The organism is Wolbachia endosymbiont (group A) of Scambus nigricans (genome assembly GCF_947251485.1).
Taxonomy (GTDB): Bacteria; Pseudomonadota; Alphaproteobacteria; order Rickettsiales; family Anaplasmataceae; genus Wolbachia; species Wolbachia pipientis.
Genome location: NZ_OX366356.1, coordinates 371,497 through 388,309, shown reverse-complemented (window position 1 = coordinate 388,309; position 16,813 = coordinate 371,497). Strand labels below are relative to the sequence as shown.

Genomic DNA, 16,813 nt, shown 5'->3' with positions numbered 1-16,813 from the left:
TGAAGTGTTGGTATGAAATAAATAACAAATATTGAAATACAGCAACAACTATGTTAGCTTAAGAGGAATGTTTTATTAGAGGATAATTGTGCAAAAAAGTGAGAAACTAACTAAAGATAAAAAACTAGCTTCTGATATTCTAAAAGAGGTTGCAGATACCAATAACAATGATAGCAATAAAGTAACTTTGTTTGACATTAAAACAGCTTTGCATGAGCGCGGTTTTGGTATTTTAATAATCATCTTCTCCTTGCCGCTATCGGTGCCTATACCTGTTCCACCTGGTTATACAACTATTCTTTCTATACCTTTAATCTTATTCTCACTGCAGCTTTTATTTGGATTTGATTCTCCTTGGATGCCCAGTTGGCTAGAAAGAAGATCTTTTCAGCGTTCAACACTAGCTCTTGTGGTGGAAAAAACTTCTCCAGCATTAAAAAAAATAGAAAAGTTCATGAGACCAAGAATGTCTTTTATTTTCTATGGGCCCGGTGAAAAAATTTTAGCTTTTATAATGCTGCTTTGTGCGTTATCAATAGCTCTTCCACTACCTCTTACTAACTTCATTCCTGCAATTGGTACAACTTTTATTTCGCTTGGTATCATGAGTAAAGATGGGTTTCTATCCATATTGGGAGTTCTAATATCATTGTGTGGGTTATTGCTTACTCTTGTTGTAATAGTCAAAGGGCCACAACTTGTCATTGGGGCATTTTCTTTTCTCAAAAGCTTCGTATATGGTTAGGCTTTACAACACCTTAACAAAAAAAAAGGAACTTTTTACACCAATCGATAAAGATCATGTGAAAATGTATGTTTGCGGACCAACAGTATATGACACAGCACATATAGGCAATGCACGGTCTGTTGTTGTGTATGATGTGTTATTTCAGCTACTTAAGTTTTGTTATGGCAAAGTTACCTATGTGCGTAACATAACCGACATTGATGATAAGATAATTAATGCAGCAAGTGAAAAAAATAGCAACATAGAAAGTATAACCACATATTACATTAAAGCTTTTCATGATGATATGGAAAGCATAAATTGTAAAGAGCCAACACACGAGCCAAAAGCAACGGAAAACGTAGATTATATTATAAAATTAATTGAACATTTACTGCAATCAGGCCATGCTTACGAATCTGACAAACACGTGTATTTTAATATAGAATCTTACCATGAATATGGTGCTTTATCAGGAAAAAAAACTGATGAATTGGTTCCAGGTAGCAGAGTTGAAGTTAATGAAAATAAAAAGCACCCTGGAGATTTTGTGCTGTGGAAGCCTGCAAATGATATTGACTACAAACTTTCAAGTTATTGGAATAGCCCATGGCGAGAGGGCAGGCCTGGATGGCATATAGAATGCTCAGCAATGTCATATGCTTACCTTGGCAAAGATTTTGATATTCATGGTGGCGGCATAGATTTACAATTTCCTCACCATGAAAATGAAATTGCACAGAGTAAGTCCGCATTTGCTGGATCAATGTTTGCAAAATACTGGATACATAACGGCTTTCTTACAGTAAATGAAGAAAAAATGAGCAAGTCCTTATTTAATATAGTCAAAGTAAGAGATTTGCTAGATAGTGGAATAAAGGGTGAAGTAATACGCTATGCACTGCTCAAAACTCACTACAGAAAACCACTTGATTGGACAGAAAACGTTATTTCTGATGCACAGGAAACCTTAAACAAATTTTATCGGTTATTACGTGGTTTAGATATAACGAATATTGATGAAAGTAACGCAGAGATTTCTAAAGATTTTATAGACGCTTTAAAAAACGACTTAAACATCCCTGAAGCTCTAGCTATATTACATGAAATGGCTGCAAAAATTAACAAAATGAGTAATGAAAGTGAAAAGCTTAAATTAACTGAGAGTTTTGTTAAGAGTGCCAGATTTATTGGTCTTCTTGAGTCAAGTTATCAAGAGTGGTTTACTGCTGGTGTGAGTCATCAAGAAATAGAAAGATTGATAGATTTAAGAAGAGCAGCAAAACAAAATAAAGATTATAATACTGCAGACAAAATAAGGGATCAGTTGAAACAAATAGGGGTTACAATTTCTGACAATGAAGATGGTACAACAACCTGGTAAATTCATATGGAAAACTACTTCCTGTTATTCACAGATAGTCTAGTATCATCATTATTCTTACCCATACATCAAGGTTTTGTGTTCAATACCATGCTTTATTTTAGGTCGTATCACACTCCACTACTGATGTTATTTTTTGGAGTACTAGGATCAAGTCTTGGTGGAATAGTTAATTGGTACTTAGGTAAAATAACAATCTCTATACGAAAATCATATCACAAACTAGAAAACGAATATGCAACGCCAAAAGCCACAAAAAACTTGCTAATTTTTGCAACTTTATTACTTTCATGGGTGCCAGCACTTGGAAGTGTGATTCAAATTTTATCAGGTTATTTTAAATTAAACCTTTATATCCTTGCCCCTTTAATCATTCTATCTAATTTCTTCTATTTGTTATATCTAATACTTACTTTTGGAGTATATAGCCTTTCTTATAATAGTCCGAATGCGATAAGATATGTGTTTATGGCTATAGCAGGCCAGTAGCATATTACGGTCTGTTCGGATTATTGTAAAAAGAGCTATAACTTCTTAGCTTTCTTTTCATACTCTTTTAGATAATCACTAATTTCGAACTTCTCTGTTATTTTCTGGTCTTCGATATATGATACTGCTTGTTGTATAGCTAAAGGAAAGCATTGCAACCTTCTTACCAAATTTTCTATCTCCCAATCTTGCGATTTATCTTTTTTTGGTATATTAAATCCTTTTTTAACAAATTCTATAGCGTCTTTTATAGCTCTTTTTACAATAATCCGAACAGACCGTAATATGCTACTGGCCTGCTATAGCCATAAACACATATCTTATCGCATTCGGACTATTATAAGAAAGGCTATAGTTCCAATCCCTCTAGTACTATAACATCTATCCCCTTCTCCAGTTCTTGATCATGTGAAGTAATCAAAATATGAGGCTTGTTAAGATCAGGAGATAAAGAAAATGGCAAAAATTTACTTATCTTTTTGTACTCTTGAACGTTATCGAAAATGAACAGGCTCCTCCTTCTTGCAAAGAAAGCAAATACTTCTCTAACAATAGTTTCTATCGTTTTGTCGTTTCCGTACTTATCTTTGGGAGAAATACCTAGTCTATTATCTCTAGCTAATCTCAAGAAAGAATCTTTCATAGTTTCAAAGTTTTCAGCGTCTATCCATATAACATTGCCGTCATAATATAGCTCTTTTTACAATAATCCGAACAGACCGTAATATGCTACTGGCCTGCTATAGCCATAAACACATATCTTATCGCATTCGGACTATTATAAGAAAGGCTATATCTTCTATATTTACAAGCATATTTTCTAGCCAACTGGCTTTTTCCCATCCCCCCAGGACCACTAATAGACGTTATGTATGAAATTACAGCACCTTTGGGATTGCGTCGTAGCGAATCATGTAGCATTCCCAATTCCTCATCTCTTCCTGTAAATAGTCTGACTGGACCTCTGACATCAAACCAAATCACTCCTAAAATTTCCTCTCTTATTTTTTCAAAAAACTCATTTATTTCTTCATGTGATAGAAACTTTCCCTCTCTTGCTTTCATCCAATCCAGAACTTCTACCAGAAAGCGACCATAAACGTTCTTTTTATCGATATTATTAAATTCTTTGCCTAACTCATTCTCAATGATTTCCGCTAGTTTTATCTCGTTAGGTTGATTTACTGCAAATACTAATTTATCAAAAAATTCCCTTATATTCTCTTCTAACTTGCCTTCATTTGTCATTCGCTCAAACTCACGTTGCCATACCTGATTTCTTTCCAATTTTCTTTTTGAGTTTTGATCTGATTTACCTTGAAGTTCTTTTATCTCCTTTTCCAATTCTTCTATTGCTTCTTTTACAGCACTCTTAAATGCCGGTTGCACTATTGAAATCATGTTATCGTGAGTACAAGAGAACTTGTATCTCGTACCGCCGTATTTAAAAAAAATATCACTAGTGCTTATTACTTCAACTGCAATTTCTATTCCCTTGTTTGGTCCCGAAGTTTTTGCTTTCAACTTTTTTATTGTATTTTGTGTTGTATAGCCTTTCTTATAATAGTCCGAATGCGATAAGATATGTGTTTATGGCTATAGCAGGCCAGTAGCATATTACGGTCTGTTCGGATTATTGTAAAAAGAGCTATACTTTGAGCTAGATCGAAACCGATATTAGTACAGATAGTAAAGTACTTTAGGTCACCATCTGCAAAATCTGGATTAATTTTAATCTTTAGATAGGAAACAAAATATTTTGGAACGCTAAATTCACCACTTTTATTTTTTGAAAGCAATTTACCCACACCGATTTTTTCGCATTCATTTTGCTTGTGTTTGTTTTGTATAAACCTATATACTATTTTTTCATTTTTCCTATCCTGAAAAACAATATCATCAAAACCCGTAGCTGATTCCATTTCTGTAGCTAAACGGAAAGAATATCCAACATCTACTGCACGTTTGAGAAGCAGCATTACCCACTTTAGTTGGTAGATATCACCATGAAGAGACCGCTTTCTTCCCCAAGCAGGATAAGTTTCAGGCATCCTCAACCTCACATGATTTTAAAAATAGTACCAACAAATGGTAAAAAAGTTATATGTCATGATATACAGATATCGTAACAAAGACCTTGGAATATCTACGAGATGTGCTGTTATGTAAATAAAAAAATGTGACTAATTACTTAATCTCTCACTCAAAATTGAATTCACAACATCAGGGCTGGCTTTTCCCTTGGTGAATTTCATGACTTCACCAACAAAGAAACCATATAATTTTGTTTTACCGCTTTTGTATTCTTGAACTTTATCTTGGTTGCTATTGATGATTGTGTCGATAACTTCTGATATTTGACCTCTATCGGTTATTTGCTTTAGGTCCTGCTCTTCTATGATGAGAGATGCAGGTTTGCCAGTTTCAAACATACTATCGAACACTTGTTTGCCAAGTTTAGCAGAGGTTGTTCCATCAACGATAAAATCTAAGAGCTCGGACAGGGCATTGGCTTTGATTGGGGAGCTCACAATATCAATACCTACTTTATTCAAACGACCAAAAAGCTCTACGGTTAACCAGGTAACGGCGAGCTTTGAATCATGTTTTTTTATCAATTCCTCAAAATAATCAGCAATTGCTTTATCGGAGGTAATGACGTTTGCATCGTATTCGTTGATACCCAATTCCTCAATGTATCGCAGCTTTTTTTGATCTGGTAACTCGGGTAAAGATGATTTAATAGAATCGATTTTATCCTGGCTTACCTCAACAGGTAATAAATCAGGCTCAGGGAAGTATCTATAGTCGCTTGCATCCTCTTTGCTTCTCATCACTTTTGTTTTTCCCAAAGCAACATCAAATAATAAGGTATCTTGACTTATTTCTTCTCCACTTTCTAAAATTTCAATTTGTCTTTGTATTTCATAGTCTATAGCTTGCACAATATAACGTATCGAGTTCAGATTTTTTATTTCACAACGAGTGCCAAATGTACTACTGCCTTTTAGGCGAACAGAAACATTTGCATCACAACGAAGTGATCCCTTTTCCATATCACCATCACACGAACCAATGTAACGCAAAATCTGCCTCAATTTTTTCATGCATTCTGCAGCTTCCGCAGATGAACGGAGATCTGGTTCTGAAACAATTTCCATTAAAGCAACCCCTGCACGATTTAAATCTACATAAGTTTTGCTTTCCTCATGAACGCTCTTTCCTGCATCTTGCTCTAAATGAATTCTCGCAATTCTTATTTCTTTTTCATTGTCGTTGATAAATACTCTACCGTTTTTAACTATTGGCTCAAAAAACTGAGTTATCTGGTAACCTTGTGGTAAATCAGGATAAAAATAATTTTTCCGATCAAAGTAAGAATACTTATTAATTTCTGCAGAAAGTGCAAGACCAGTGCGTATTGCTTGCTCTATGCAGTAATAATTTAGTATTGGCAGCGTACCTGGCATTGCCGCATCAACTAGAGAAACTTGAGTGTTATGCTCAGCACCAAATTCCGTTGATGAGCTAGAAAATAGCTTCGTATTAGAAGAAACTTGAGCGTGTACCTCAAGCCCAATTACCGCTTCCCAATCCTCTTTCGTCATGTATTTTATTTAAATGATAATCTTAATATTCTGCAAAATTAGCACAAAAAGTCAAAACAAAACTCATGTTAGCTAAGTGGTATGCAGATTGTTTTACCCATAGAAACGGGTTAAATGCAAAAGATTACTTGACAAACTCCACCAGCTCCCTTATTATGAAACTGAAGCTATTTATTTATCTTCGCAATCTGTGCAGGTTAATGACAAAAAACTTAGGGTATTTGGCGTCTCATGTTTAATTTTTCGCACTACGTGCATCGCATGTCTTTAAAAATTTCTAGGTTTTTACCTATATAAGCTGAAACGCGCTTACAAAGCGTTTAAGACAGCAAAAAACGTCAAATTGACAAGGGAGAATTTGAATACTAGCTACCCTAGGGTTTCTTTGCCTTTTTTCCTGCTTGGTAAATTTCTTAAACACTTGCGGTGTAGGTTAGTTGCAAGTTAAAAGCAGCTAAATCGCTCTTAATCAAGCGTTTTAGAATAAAAAAAACGCCGATATTTTAGTACATAGTATAGCCTTTCTTATAATAGTCCGAATGCGATAAGATATGTGTTTATGGCTATAGCAGGCCAGTAGCATATTACGGTCTGTTCGGATTATTGTAAAAAGAGCTATAAATAGCCAACCACCATGGGGCTTCTTTTGCCTTTTTTTTCATTTGGTAAATTTCTTAAATATTTATAGCTAAACGATAACCGTCATCCCGCTACTTGTTAGCGGCCGAGATACCGCGAATGAATTGCGGTATGACGTATGATTGCTGTCATTCCAGTGCCAAGCACTGGGATCCAGCCTTTATTATTTGGTTGAAATTAAGTCTTCTGGATCCCAGTGGGCTTTGTTGCATCGCTAGCTATGATGGATTAAAGATAAAAAAGGTGGAGAATATCAGTAGCTTATTATTCTGGTATTTATAACAAGAACGGTCAGTGAATACCTAAATTTGAGTAAAAGAAATTTCACTACCACTCACTAATCCGGCTAAAATTCAAGAATTTCAATGCTTTAGCTATTTTCAATAGAATTAAATTTATTAATATAAATAATAAATTACTATTCTTAAATTTGATCAGATTGATTGCAAAAAAACAAGATTTTCAATAGGTTGCTTATATAGCCTTTCTTATAATAGTCCGAATGCGATAAGATATGTGTTTATGGCTATAGCAGGCCAGTAGCATATTACGGTCTGTTCGGATTATTGTAAAAAGAGCTATAATCCTAATTATATAGCCTTTCTTATAATAGTCCGAATGCGATAAGATATGTGTTTATGGCTATAGCAGGCCAGTAGCATATTACGGTCTGTTCGGATTATTGTAAAAAGAGCTATAGTTAGCCTTTCATAAGTAGCGATGCAACAAAGCCATCCCAGTGTCAGCTACTTGGATGACACCATTCTTTTTCCTGGATTCCAGTGTCTGGGCACTGGAATGACATCATAGGGGCACTGCCCTTTTGGATGGAAACCAGTGTCAGCTACTTAGATGATACCTTTTTTCTACTTAGTTTGGGTTATGCAAGAAGTCTATTGCATTCCTGAGCAATTTGATTCATTATTCTTTTTGTAAAAAATTTTCTTAACTTTCTCTCCACTTTTTTGGTAAGGTCGCTTTAAAGGAAGTCTAATAGATGCTACATAGAAATCCAGATGAGTTTCTAAAGTCTATTCCAAAAGAGAAGCGCATAATGTGCCTTGACATGGGAGAAAAGCAAATAGGCATAGCATTTAGCGATAAAACACAGCTCATAGCCACAGCTCATAGCATATATCACAGAAAAAATATGAGCAAAGATTTAGGTTATCTGCATAGAATATTCAAAGAAAATGAATCTGGATCAATGGTAATAGGACTACCATTAAAAATGGACGAGCAAGAAACTAAATGGTGTAAAACTATAATCCAATTCGCAAATAAAATAATAAAAAAATATAAAGTAAATATATACTTACAAGACGAAAGCTTCTCAACATCTATCGCAACTCATACACTAAAAATTACTGGAATATCAATCACAAAATCGAAAAAAATAGATGATAAAATCTCCGCATGTATTATTTTGCAACGAACGTTAGACAAGATAAATACAATCAAATAGTTTTTCCAGATCTGGAAATCTTCAAACTGAATCCCATATAAAAGTTACTCAACAAAACAAGAACCTTTCGTATAAGCATGACAAATTGCTACAGCAAGAGCGTCAGCAGCATGGTGGCATTTTATACTCAAATTTTTAACTATTTGCTTCACCATAAATATCATCTGATCCTTATCAGCATGGCCATTTCCGGTAATGCTTTTTTTTACATAGTTTGCATCATATTCATTCATAGTTAGCTTTGTTATTTTTAACGCTAAAATTACAACCCCTCTTGCATATCCTAAAGTTAGTGAAGATTTAGGATTTTTATTAACAAAAATTTTCTCCACCGCAGCTTCATTCGGAGAGTATAGGGAAATTACTTTCTTTAATTGTTCAAAAATTATATGTAGGCGTTCACCTGTACCCAATTTACCATCAGTTGATATGGTACCGCCGCCCAAAAATTCAATATTATTTTTTTCGTTCAGGCTGATAATGGCCCACCCAGTCTTGCTTATTCCTGGATCTAGACCTATTATTTTAACCACTTAATAAACGCTTAACCAATAGACAAACAAAAATAAAAATATCCAGACTACATCTACAAAGTGCCAATACCAGGAGGCAAACTCAAAGCACAAATGGTCCTGAAGTGTAAATTGGCCTTTCCGTGCTCTAAATAAACACACTGATAAAAATATTATTCCTATTATAACGTGTGCGCAGTGAAAACCGGTCATCATATAAAAATTGGATGTATAAATAAGCTTTTCTCCTGTTTCTTGTAGAGAAAAACTCGCTTCATGATACTCTATTGCTTGCACTATTATAAAAAAAACTCCAAGCAATATAGTTATGGACAGCATTTTAATCATGCTCTTTTTATCATTTTTAAGTAAAGAGTGATTTGCCCAAGTAATTGTTGTACCAGAAAGCAATAATATTAATGTATTCATGAATGGTAGTGACCACGGATCAGGTGGCAAAATTCCCTCAGGGGGCCATTCAACTTTTTTTGCAGGAGAAAACGCCTCAAATAAAAAAACTGGATCAAGCCAGGCTTTAAAGAATGAACAAAAGAACACTATAAAAAATACGACCTCCGAGAGAATAAACAAGTACATTGCAAATTTGAGTCCATGTTTTACAATGGTAGTGTGACATTTGTCATAAATGGCCTCCCTTATTACATCTCTCCACCAATAAAACAGCACCCCTGATACTGCGGAGATTCCCAAAACTAAACAAAACATTCCGACAATTTGTTTATGAAGCGCGCCAACTAATCCAAGTGCAAGAATAAGAATTGCTGCTGATACAGCAATTGGCCAAGGGCTTGGATCCACTAAATGAAAATCATGTTCTTTACTTTTCATAGCATTTTAAAAAATACTTATTAAGGATACAAATTAGCTTAAAATTGTCAATGTTCCTTAGGAAATTGATTGAATCTTGAAAAATTATATGCACCGTTCAAAAAATCTAACACAAATTGTGCAGTTATTCTAAACAACTCAAGCATTCTGCTCTTTTCGTTTTCTCTTGCTCTGCTGCAATATCCATCAACAATATTTTCCAAAATAATGCATCCAGACTTTACTGAATCACTGTAACAAAAATTAAACCAATCCCTATATCTATTATTTTTCTTGAATCTATTTTTCATGCTATCAACGACAGTCTCGTATATATAGCCTTTCTTATAATAGTCCGAATGCGATAAGATATGTGTTTATGGCTATAGCAGGCCAGTAGCATATTACGGTCTGTTCGGATTATTGTAAAAAGAGCTATACTATGCGAGATGGATAAAAGAAAATTAGTGAAATTAAAACACTCAAGAGATTTCTTTTCGCGACTTATACCGTACATAGTAAAGTAGTAGTCATATAACATTCTATTAACAGTCACTGCTCTTTGGGCTACTTCAGCAAGCAAGATAATACTACTATAATCTTCCATTCTGGATGCAGCAATTAAGATGACACGAATATAATCACCTAAGAGCAATGCCTCTTGTTGAGTATAGAATTTGAAGTTCTCTATATTTAGGGTGTTATTCACTAACTCAACATTAAAAGGATGCTCAATTATATCCTTTAAAAGATTTGACCCGTAACAGCTCCTAATTATGCCACTGAACACTGTAGTTACCGATAAAAGATCAAGTTAACGTAAATAATCCGCTGCTAATATTCTTTGCTAGATATATTAGAGTAATATGCCTCATCCCAAAACATTATTTCTAATTCCAGCCCTTTCTTAAAAAACTCATACATCCTCTTTTTTTCACAGTCACTAGCTTTTTTATATAGCTTATTTGTAATATCAGTAACCTCATCAATTACAGCATTTATAGCTCTTTTTACAATAATCCGAACAGACCGTAATATGCTACTGGCCTGCTATAGCCATAAACACATATCTTATCGCATTCGGACTATTATAAGAAAGGCTATACTTGCATCTGCAAATTGCAATGTTCGTACAACTGTGGGTGCTAAGTTTTACAAACACCATGTTGCGCTGAACCTTGAATATCCACTTCTTTCAATTCAGTGGTAGGTTTCGTTGATATTGCATATGTAACGCCGCTAGCTATCAATGCAGATGTTACAAAAACTACAATTATTGGTAGAACAGACAAGTCGAAAGCAATACTGAGAGTAGCACCTACTGTTAACATAGTTACAAGATTCACAGAAGCAACTTTTAAGAAACTCATTTGTCTTTTTCCTGCTTTTTCTAGCGACACTTCATTTGTTTTAGTTTTTGTTTTGCCTAGTTCACACTTAAGTGTTGTGTTTTCACTTTCTAGATCTTGTATTTCTTGTCTTAGTGATTCATTCTCTTTATTGAATTCTTTCAACTTAGTCCCATATCCAGCTATACAACTTTTTGATTCTTCTAGTTCTTTTTGCGCTTTTTCTAACAACACTTCTGTTTTAGAATGCTGACTTTCTGTTTTGTCTAATTTATCCTTAAGCGTTGCTTTTTCACTTCCTAGATCTTGTATTTGTTGTTTTAGCAATTCATTCTTTTTCTGCTTATCCTTTAGCTGAGTATGTAATTCTTTTAACTTAACTTTACTTTTTTTAACCTTTTCTGCTTCTTCTGGAGTTTCCATTGCGTTGTGTGTTTTGGAATGGGAAGAAGTACTAGATACAACCTCAGATGGCTGATCACACATACTGTTTAGTATATCTATTAGGAATTCATCCTTTATCAATGAGCGATCTGCTCCATATTTTATCAAAAGTTTTGCTAATTCTTTATTGTCATTTGCAACAGCACAATATAAAGGGGTACATCCATTTTTATCTTGTGCATTAATATTTGCTTTACCTTTTATCAAAAGTTCTACTGATTCTTTAGCGTTTTTTACAGCAGCAAAGTGTAAAGTGGTCACGCCATTTTTATCTTGTGCATTAATATTTGCTTTACCTTTTATCAAAAGTTCTACTGATTCTTTAGCGTTTTTTACAGCAGCAAAGTGTAAAGGGGTCACGCCATCTTTATCTTGTGCATCAACATCTGCTCCATCATCTATTAGACGTTTTATAACATCTGATAGATCATTTATAATAGCAAAATGTAAATAGGTCATGCCACCTTTATCTTTTGCATTAATGTCTTCTCCATTTTTTGATATAGGTTGGACTAAAGCTTTACATTTATCTGCATCAAAATATATTCCTCTATCGCCACTATTACTTTTATTTAAAAAGGTCTGTTCACCATTATATGTAGCACCGTATTGTTCCGAATGTTGATTATGACCGGTTTGTTCTATGCGCTTCTGATTATTGGCAAGTCTTGGTTCTACCTCTTGCAACTTTTGCTCCACAGCATTTCTTTCTCTTAGAGCCTGTTCTCTTTCTAATGTATCATCTACTTTGTCTGTATTGTTTTCATTAATGATTGAGTTTGAAGAAGTCTGTTCATCCTCACCTTGTACATAGATTTTTCTGTTGTTTGGTGTAGTTCCGTTGTTCTCTTCCTGATCTCTTGCATTACATGCTTGCACTGCAGCAGTTGCGTTATTTCCGTTCACAGCTAAATTTCCTGGAGTTTTATTATTAGGCTGCGGTAAAGTGCCTTGTCTATTTCGTCTTCTCGTATCTCTTGCCTCAAGATAACGTTGTTCTCCTTCCTTTAACATTTCTATTATAGCATTTCTATCGTTTACATTACCGACAATATCCCCTGGAGTTCGGCCTTGACTATCTTTTAGTAAAAGATTTGCGTCATTATTCAATAAAAGCTGAACTATCTCTTGATGACCATGCAAAGCAGCAATGTGCAAAGCAGTTAATTTAGGCTTAACTTCCCCAAGTTCATGTGTTGGTTCATTAACTTTTACTCCCTTTTCTAGTAGGAGTTTTACTATTGGTACACTGTTACATTCCACAGCAATATGTAACAACATACAATTTACAGTTTTGCCTGAATTTAATACACTGAAGATCTTATCTTTTAACCGCCCACTTTTTTTTTAATCACTATACATATTATGTGTTGTATGCTCTTGTGAGTTTATCTTTTCTAACTCATTTCCTATTCTTTCAAGTAAATTATTCTCATTTAAACCTTCACTCTTGCTTACCTCATTTATTATTTCAAAAAACTTTTCCTTTTTTATTGCCATAACCTTTCCTCTCAATTTATTTATTATTGCTGAATAGTCTCACAAAAAAGTTAAGTTTGTCGAAATTCCATGTTTGATATAAAAATTAGTCATAAACATTTTCTATGCAAGTAGCTGACACTGGTTCATTCTATAATGGTGTCACAGCAGTCCTACATCATGCCACCGCGAACCGTCATACCGCGATTCATTCGCGGTATCTCAGCCGCTAACAAGTAGCAGAATGACGGCAGTCCTACGTCATACCGCCGCGGTATCTCCAGATCCCGCTGGGATGACGATTGTCGTTTAGCTATAAATATTTAAGAAATTTACCAAATAAAAAAAAAGGCAAAAGAAGCCCCGTGGTTATTATCCGCTTTAAAATATTGGCGTTTTTTATGTTTTAAACGCTTGACAAGCGAAATTCAGCTGCTTTTAATTGCAACTAACTTACGCTGCAAATGTTTAAGAAATTTACTAAGCAGAAAAAAAGACAAAGAATCCCCGAGTTAGCTAGTCTTTTACTATCTCTGTCGAGTATTGGCATTTTTTGATGCCTTGTAACGCTTTATAAGCGCGTTCAGCTTATTTAGATAAAAATCTAGATGTAGATGAAGTTTTGTAAAGACATACAGTATCTATATACTGCAAAAAATTGAACATAAGACGCCGATACATTAAGTAATCCTTACCTTTTAATCTGCAGATTGGCGAAAGCAAATACAATAGCTTCAGTTTCATGGTAAGGGCGCTGGCGAAGGGTGTCAAGTAAGTTTTTTGTTTCTGCGAACTACCTAGATTAATATTATATAGAAAGTCTGCTGCCAATAAAGCCTAAACTTACCAAATACATTTCTGTAGATTCAGATCTACTTGACTTTGGTTTAAAGTATTTTACTGTTTTAAACATTTTTTTTAGCTCGTTACAAAAATCTTTATCAGATTCTCCTTGGAAAATTTTTACTACAAACGTGCCACCATGGCTCAAGAAATGCTTTGCAAAATTGAGCGCTGCCTCACATAAAAGCATAATTCTGATATGATCCAACGATTTTAAACCACAAGATTCGGGCGCCATATCAGATAAAATTACATCAAATTTTTGATCCTTGAATTTTTCTCTTAAAATTTCAAGCTCATTGATAATATCACATTGTATAAACTCTACTCCATTAATTGCGTTCAGTGGTTTTACGTCAAGAGCAACCACATTTGCACCTTTCTGAGATGCAACTTGTGACCATCCACCAGGAGAAGCACCAAGATCAATAATTTTTTGCCCTTCTTGGAATAATTTAAATTTGTTATCCATTTCTACCAGCTTATATGCTGAGCGTGACCTATAACCATCCTCGCTAGTTTTTTGCACATACTGATCATTCAAATGACGATGTAGCCACCTTGTTGAAGATAGTTTTCTGCCTCTAGCCGTCTTTACTCTAGTTTTTATTGCTAATACCCTACTTATTATTGATTATATCTTTAAGCTCTTTTTCAACTACTTCTTTTACCAGTGCATGTAGATATTTATTCAGCCATTCTGAGAGCTGAGGTTTTAAAAGAGATGTAACTAATTCTTCAACAGTAAGGTTCGCTTTTTTTTGTTGTTTATGCTGTAATTCGTTTTGCATTTTTCCAAGCAACGCTTTGATCTCTTCCATATTCTCTTTTAAAATTAGATGATCGTTATTTTGCGCTTGTAAGCCGCTATTACTCGCTTTGTTATTACTCATTTGGATATTATCGTACAAATAAATATCTTTTTTTTCTTCTGAATTGTAGCTATGGCCATTAAATTGGTTATTGTTGCAAGCCATTTCCTCACTTTGGTCATCATTATCAATGTCCTCTTTTTCATTATTTTCTTTTTTGCCATCTTCTTCTATTTCTTCTGGATACTCTTCCTCAAGGTATAGCACATCATCATTTTCATCCTTTATTTCTGTTTTATCGTTACTCGCGTTTTTACCCGATATAGCTTTTTTTATATCTTCTAGGATATCTTTTACAGATTGATTGCCTTGTTCATCATGCATAGTGCTAATACCATTAAATTTAGAAGTCTATACTATTTATCATAAAAAGCAAGTTGTAAACACTAATCACATAATTGCTTTTTGCTTCAACTAAGTCTGAACGTGCTTTAAATAATGCATCTTCAGTGCCCAAAAGGTCAGATGTACTCTTTAAATTTAAGTTTACTTCTTGCTCAACTCCTTCCAATGCTAGAGCTGCTGCTTTTTCCGCTTCTTGACTTGCTTTGATAATGGCCTTTGCTGTCAACACATTATTCCAAGCATTTACAACTGCTTGTTCTATATTTTTTACCGTTTCATAATAATCGTAGGTAGATTTTTTTGCATCCATTTTAGCTTTACTGACACCAAAAGCATTAACTCCTCTCTTAAAGATTGGAACATTAAGAGTAAAAACTACATTAACATTTTCTAATAGTTTGTCTACCTTCATACCATCCTCCCCAAAATTTTTGCTTGCACTTAGATTTAAAGAAGGAAGCCACTTGGAGCTTTCAGCAATCACTTCCATTCCGGCTGCTCTTTTTTGATAAACTGCTGATTTTAGAGATAAATTATTGGTTTTTGCTAACTGTAAACATTCATTTAGCTCTGGAACAGAAGGTAGTTTATCATTAGCTTCAGAAAGGTCATCAGCATCTTCGCCAATCAAATGATAATAAGCAATATTTACCAACTTTAATTTACCTTCAGCATCAACTCTTTCGGATATAGAAGACGAAAATTTTGCTTTTGCTAACAAAACTTCAGCATTGGTTACCTCTCCAAGGGAAAAGCGTTTTTTCATAGCTGACAAATGTTCCAAAGAAACGCGTTCTTTATGTTCTCTGAGCTTTAATATTTCTGTCTTTTGTAAAACATTAACATATGCTTTCACAGCATTAAGTGCAAGCTCTTGTTTTAATTGCTGAAATCGCATCTTTTCTGCTTTGAGAAGATGGCTTGATCGACTGAATGTGGCAAAGGTACCACCGCCATCTATTATCCTTTGGCTTAATATCAGGCGTTTTCCAGAGCCTTGTGAATTGTTAATAATATTAAAATTACTATCAAAATTGTATTGCAAACTAATGTCAGGTAAAAATCCAGCTAACCCAGAAGATTTATAGTGTTTTTCTGCGCTTTTATATTGGTAAAATTGAGACTTTATTTTTGAGCTATTTTTGATGGCTTTGCTTATCACTTCTCCCACATCGGTTGCATAGCAACTTATAGTACCAAAAATGATCGCAAGTGTGATAATCAATCGAAACATTCTAATTCTTATGCATATTGGTTGCGCAGCTCAATTACTAACATAAATTACTTTAATAATCAATAACTAATATTGTTGACACTATTGAGAAATTAAGTATATCATAGCTTACTATTGTTGGATCAAATAATGAAGACTTTTTTCTTAAAGCAGAAACAAATCAATAAAAAGTGGTTTGTCATAGATGCAGAAGGACTAGTGGTAGGGAGGCTTGCAGCATTTGTAGCGACACTATTACGTGGAAAGCATAAACCTGAGTATACACCTCATATGGATTGTGGCGATAATGTAATTATTATCAACGCAGAAAGGGTGCATTTCACCGGGAAGAAGCTTAAAGATAAAATTTACTATAAGCATACAGGTTATTCTGGTGGTTTGAAGAAAACTACTCCAGATAATATTTTAAATGGCAAATTTCCTGAGCGTGTAATAGAAATGGCAGTGAAAAGGATGCTTGATGATGGCCCTATGGCACGTAGACGCTTTGAAAATTTGTATGTTTATTCTGGTTCAGAGCATAAGCATCAAGGACAGCAACCTGAAAAGATAGATTTTGCCTCTTTGAATCGTAAAAATAAAAAGTAATGGAGTA

The 16,813-nt window shown here is 34.4% G+C and carries 19 protein-coding genes and 2 pseudogenes; 6 read left to right on the top strand and 15 right to left on the bottom strand.

Features of this window, described 5'->3' with window-relative positions; translation table 11 throughout:
• Positions 1-88 precede the first annotated feature (88 nt).
• The 3 genes and pseudogenes from OPR46_RS02165 to OPR46_RS06550 form a co-directional block, all read left to right on the top strand.
• Positions 89-745: an exopolysaccharide biosynthesis protein gene (locus tag OPR46_RS02165; RefSeq protein ID WP_265043766.1), complete on the top strand. Its 657-nt coding sequence runs from the start codon at positions 89-91 to the stop codon at positions 743-745.
• Positions 738-2,111: a cysteine--tRNA ligase gene (cysS, locus tag OPR46_RS02160; protein ID WP_265043765.1), complete on the top strand. Its 1,374-nt coding sequence runs from the start codon at positions 738-740 to the stop codon at positions 2,109-2,111. The genes OPR46_RS02165 and cysS overlap by 8 nt, the downstream gene beginning before the upstream one ends.
• A gap of 6 nt (positions 2,112-2,117) precedes the next feature.
• Positions 2,118-2,534 (top strand): annotated as a pseudogene (locus OPR46_RS06550) (DedA family protein); the annotation flags it as partial.
• A 101-nt stretch (positions 2,535-2,635) separates the two neighbouring features.
• Here OPR46_RS06550 and OPR46_RS02155 read toward each other — a convergent pair.
• The 5 genes from OPR46_RS02155 to gatB form a co-directional block, all read right to left on the bottom strand.
• A complete protein-coding gene (locus OPR46_RS02155) occupies positions 2,636-2,770 on the bottom strand; it encodes a hypothetical protein (RefSeq protein ID WP_265043763.1) in 135 nt (44 codons plus the stop codon).
• Between the two features lie 179 nt (positions 2,771-2,949).
• The gene (locus tag OPR46_RS02150) at positions 2,950-3,243 is read right to left on the bottom strand and encodes a hypothetical protein (RefSeq protein ID WP_265043762.1); all 294 of its coding nucleotides are present in this window, start codon (positions 3,241-3,243) and stop codon (positions 2,950-2,952) included.
• Positions 3,244-3,329: 86 nt separating this feature from the next.
• On the bottom strand, positions 3,330-4,124 hold the full coding sequence (locus OPR46_RS02145; protein ID WP_265043758.1) for an ATP-binding protein: 795 nt from the start codon (positions 4,122-4,124) through the stop codon (positions 3,330-3,332).
• Between the two features lie 5 nt (positions 4,125-4,129).
• A complete protein-coding gene (locus OPR46_RS02140; protein WP_265043756.1) occupies positions 4,130-4,651 on the bottom strand; it encodes a hypothetical protein in 522 nt (173 codons plus the stop codon).
• Between the two features lie 132 nt (positions 4,652-4,783).
• Positions 4,784-6,208: an Asp-tRNA(Asn)/Glu-tRNA(Gln) amidotransferase subunit GatB gene (gene gatB / locus OPR46_RS02135; RefSeq protein WP_265043754.1), complete on the bottom strand. Its 1,425-nt coding sequence runs from the start codon at positions 6,206-6,208 to the stop codon at positions 4,784-4,786.
• 1,636 nt (positions 6,209-7,844) lie between these two features.
• Between gatB and ruvX the strand changes: the two genes are divergently transcribed.
• Positions 7,845-8,312, top strand: coding sequence for a Holliday junction resolvase RuvX (ruvX, locus tag OPR46_RS02130; RefSeq protein WP_265043752.1), 468 nt, complete (start codon positions 7,845-7,847; stop codon positions 8,310-8,312).
• Between the two features lie 44 nt (positions 8,313-8,356).
• On the opposite strand, the gene ruvC is transcribed toward ruvX, so the two are convergent.
• The 5 genes and pseudogenes from ruvC to OPR46_RS06545 form a co-directional block, all read right to left on the bottom strand.
• Positions 8,357-8,845, bottom strand: coding sequence for a crossover junction endodeoxyribonuclease RuvC (gene ruvC / locus OPR46_RS02125; protein ID WP_151807779.1), 489 nt, complete (start codon positions 8,843-8,845; stop codon positions 8,357-8,359).
• Positions 8,846-9,673: a cytochrome c oxidase subunit 3 gene (locus OPR46_RS02120; RefSeq protein ID WP_265043750.1), complete on the bottom strand. Its 828-nt coding sequence runs from the start codon at positions 9,671-9,673 to the stop codon at positions 8,846-8,848.
• Positions 9,674-9,720: 47 nt separating this feature from the next.
• Entirely contained in the window at positions 9,721-9,963 is a 243-nt protein-coding gene (locus tag OPR46_RS02115; RefSeq protein WP_265043748.1) for a hypothetical protein, read from the bottom strand.
• On the bottom strand, positions 9,960-10,442 hold the full coding sequence (locus OPR46_RS02110) for a thiaminase II/PqqC family protein (protein WP_265043745.1): 483 nt from the start codon (positions 10,440-10,442) through the stop codon (positions 9,960-9,962). The genes OPR46_RS02115 and OPR46_RS02110 overlap by 4 nt, the downstream gene beginning before the upstream one ends.
• A gap of 44 nt (positions 10,443-10,486) precedes the next feature.
• A pseudogene (locus tag OPR46_RS06545) lies at positions 10,487-10,654 on the bottom strand (TenA family protein); the annotation flags it as partial.
• Positions 10,655-10,688: 34 nt separating this feature from the next.
• Here OPR46_RS06545 and OPR46_RS02105 point away from each other — a divergent pair.
• On the top strand, positions 10,689-10,862 hold the full coding sequence (locus tag OPR46_RS02105; RefSeq protein ID WP_265043742.1) for a hypothetical protein: 174 nt from the start codon (positions 10,689-10,691) through the stop codon (positions 10,860-10,862).
• On the opposite strand, the gene OPR46_RS02100 is transcribed toward OPR46_RS02105, so the two are convergent.
• From OPR46_RS02100 to OPR46_RS02080, 5 genes are all read right to left on the bottom strand, one after another.
• On the bottom strand, positions 10,798-12,726 hold the full coding sequence (locus OPR46_RS02100) for an ankyrin repeat domain-containing protein (protein WP_406833323.1): 1,929 nt from the start codon (positions 12,724-12,726) through the stop codon (positions 10,798-10,800). The two genes, OPR46_RS02105 and OPR46_RS02100, sit on opposite strands and share 65 nt — an antisense overlap.
• 66 nt (positions 12,727-12,792) lie before the next feature.
• On the bottom strand, positions 12,793-12,945 hold the full coding sequence (locus OPR46_RS02095; protein ID WP_265043739.1) for a hypothetical protein: 153 nt from the start codon (positions 12,943-12,945) through the stop codon (positions 12,793-12,795).
• 787 nt (positions 12,946-13,732) lie between these two features.
• Entirely contained in the window at positions 13,733-14,311 is a 579-nt protein-coding gene (locus OPR46_RS02090; protein ID WP_265043738.1) for an RlmE family RNA methyltransferase, read from the bottom strand.
• A gap of 76 nt (positions 14,312-14,387) precedes the next feature.
• On the bottom strand, positions 14,388-14,963 hold the full coding sequence (locus tag OPR46_RS02085) for a PopZ family protein (protein WP_265043737.1): 576 nt from the start codon (positions 14,961-14,963) through the stop codon (positions 14,388-14,390).
• A 19-nt stretch (positions 14,964-14,982) separates the two neighbouring features.
• Positions 14,983-16,218: a TolC family protein gene (locus OPR46_RS02080; RefSeq protein ID WP_265043736.1), complete on the bottom strand. Its 1,236-nt coding sequence runs from the start codon at positions 16,216-16,218 to the stop codon at positions 14,983-14,985.
• A 129-nt stretch (positions 16,219-16,347) separates the two neighbouring features.
• Here OPR46_RS02080 and rplM point away from each other — a divergent pair, with 129 nt between their 5' ends.
• On the top strand, positions 16,348-16,806 hold the full coding sequence (gene rplM / locus OPR46_RS02075) for a 50S ribosomal protein L13 (RefSeq protein ID WP_265043733.1): 459 nt from the start codon (positions 16,348-16,350) through the stop codon (positions 16,804-16,806).
• The last annotated feature ends 7 nt before the right edge of the window (positions 16,807-16,813 follow it).

Bases quoted from the DNA above. Each gene is read 5' to 3' on its own strand.
- ruvX (WP_265043752.1), top strand. From the start codon at position 7,845: ATGCTACATAGAAATCCAGATGAGTTTCTAAAGTCTATTCCAAAAGAG.
- OPR46_RS02115 (WP_265043748.1), bottom strand. From the start codon at position 9,963: ATGAAAAATAGATTCAAGAAAAATAATAGATATAGGGATTGGTTTAAT.
- OPR46_RS02085 (WP_265043737.1), bottom strand. From the start codon at position 14,963: ATGCATGATGAACAAGGCAATCAATCTGTAAAAGATATCCTAGAAGAT.
- gatB (WP_265043754.1), bottom strand. From the start codon at position 6,208: ATGACGAAAGAGGATTGGGAAGCGGTAATTGGGCTTGAGGTACACGCT.
- rplM (WP_265043733.1), top strand. From the start codon at position 16,348: ATGAAGACTTTTTTCTTAAAGCAGAAACAAATCAATAAAAAGTGGTTT.
- OPR46_RS02095 (WP_265043739.1), bottom strand. From the start codon at position 12,945: ATGGCAATAAAAAAGGAAAAGTTTTTTGAAATAATAAATGAGGTAAGC.
- OPR46_RS02100 (WP_406833323.1), bottom strand. From the start codon at position 12,726: ATGTTGTTACATATTGCTGTGGAATGTAACAGTGTACCAATAGTAAAA.
- OPR46_RS02080 (WP_265043736.1), bottom strand. From the start codon at position 16,218: ATGTTTCGATTGATTATCACACTTGCGATCATTTTTGGTACTATAAGT.
- OPR46_RS02150 (WP_265043762.1), bottom strand. From the start codon at position 3,243: ATGAAAGATTCTTTCTTGAGATTAGCTAGAGATAATAGACTAGGTATT.
- OPR46_RS02120 (WP_265043750.1), bottom strand. From the start codon at position 9,673: ATGAAAAGTAAAGAACATGATTTTCATTTAGTGGATCCAAGCCCTTGG.
- cysS (WP_265043765.1), top strand. From the start codon at position 738: ATGGTTAGGCTTTACAACACCTTAACAAAAAAAAAGGAACTTTTTACA.
- OPR46_RS02140 (WP_265043756.1), bottom strand. From the start codon at position 4,651: ATGCCTGAAACTTATCCTGCTTGGGGAAGAAAGCGGTCTCTTCATGGT.
- OPR46_RS02105 (WP_265043742.1), top strand. From the start codon at position 10,689: ATGCTACTGGCCTGCTATAGCCATAAACACATATCTTATCGCATTCGG.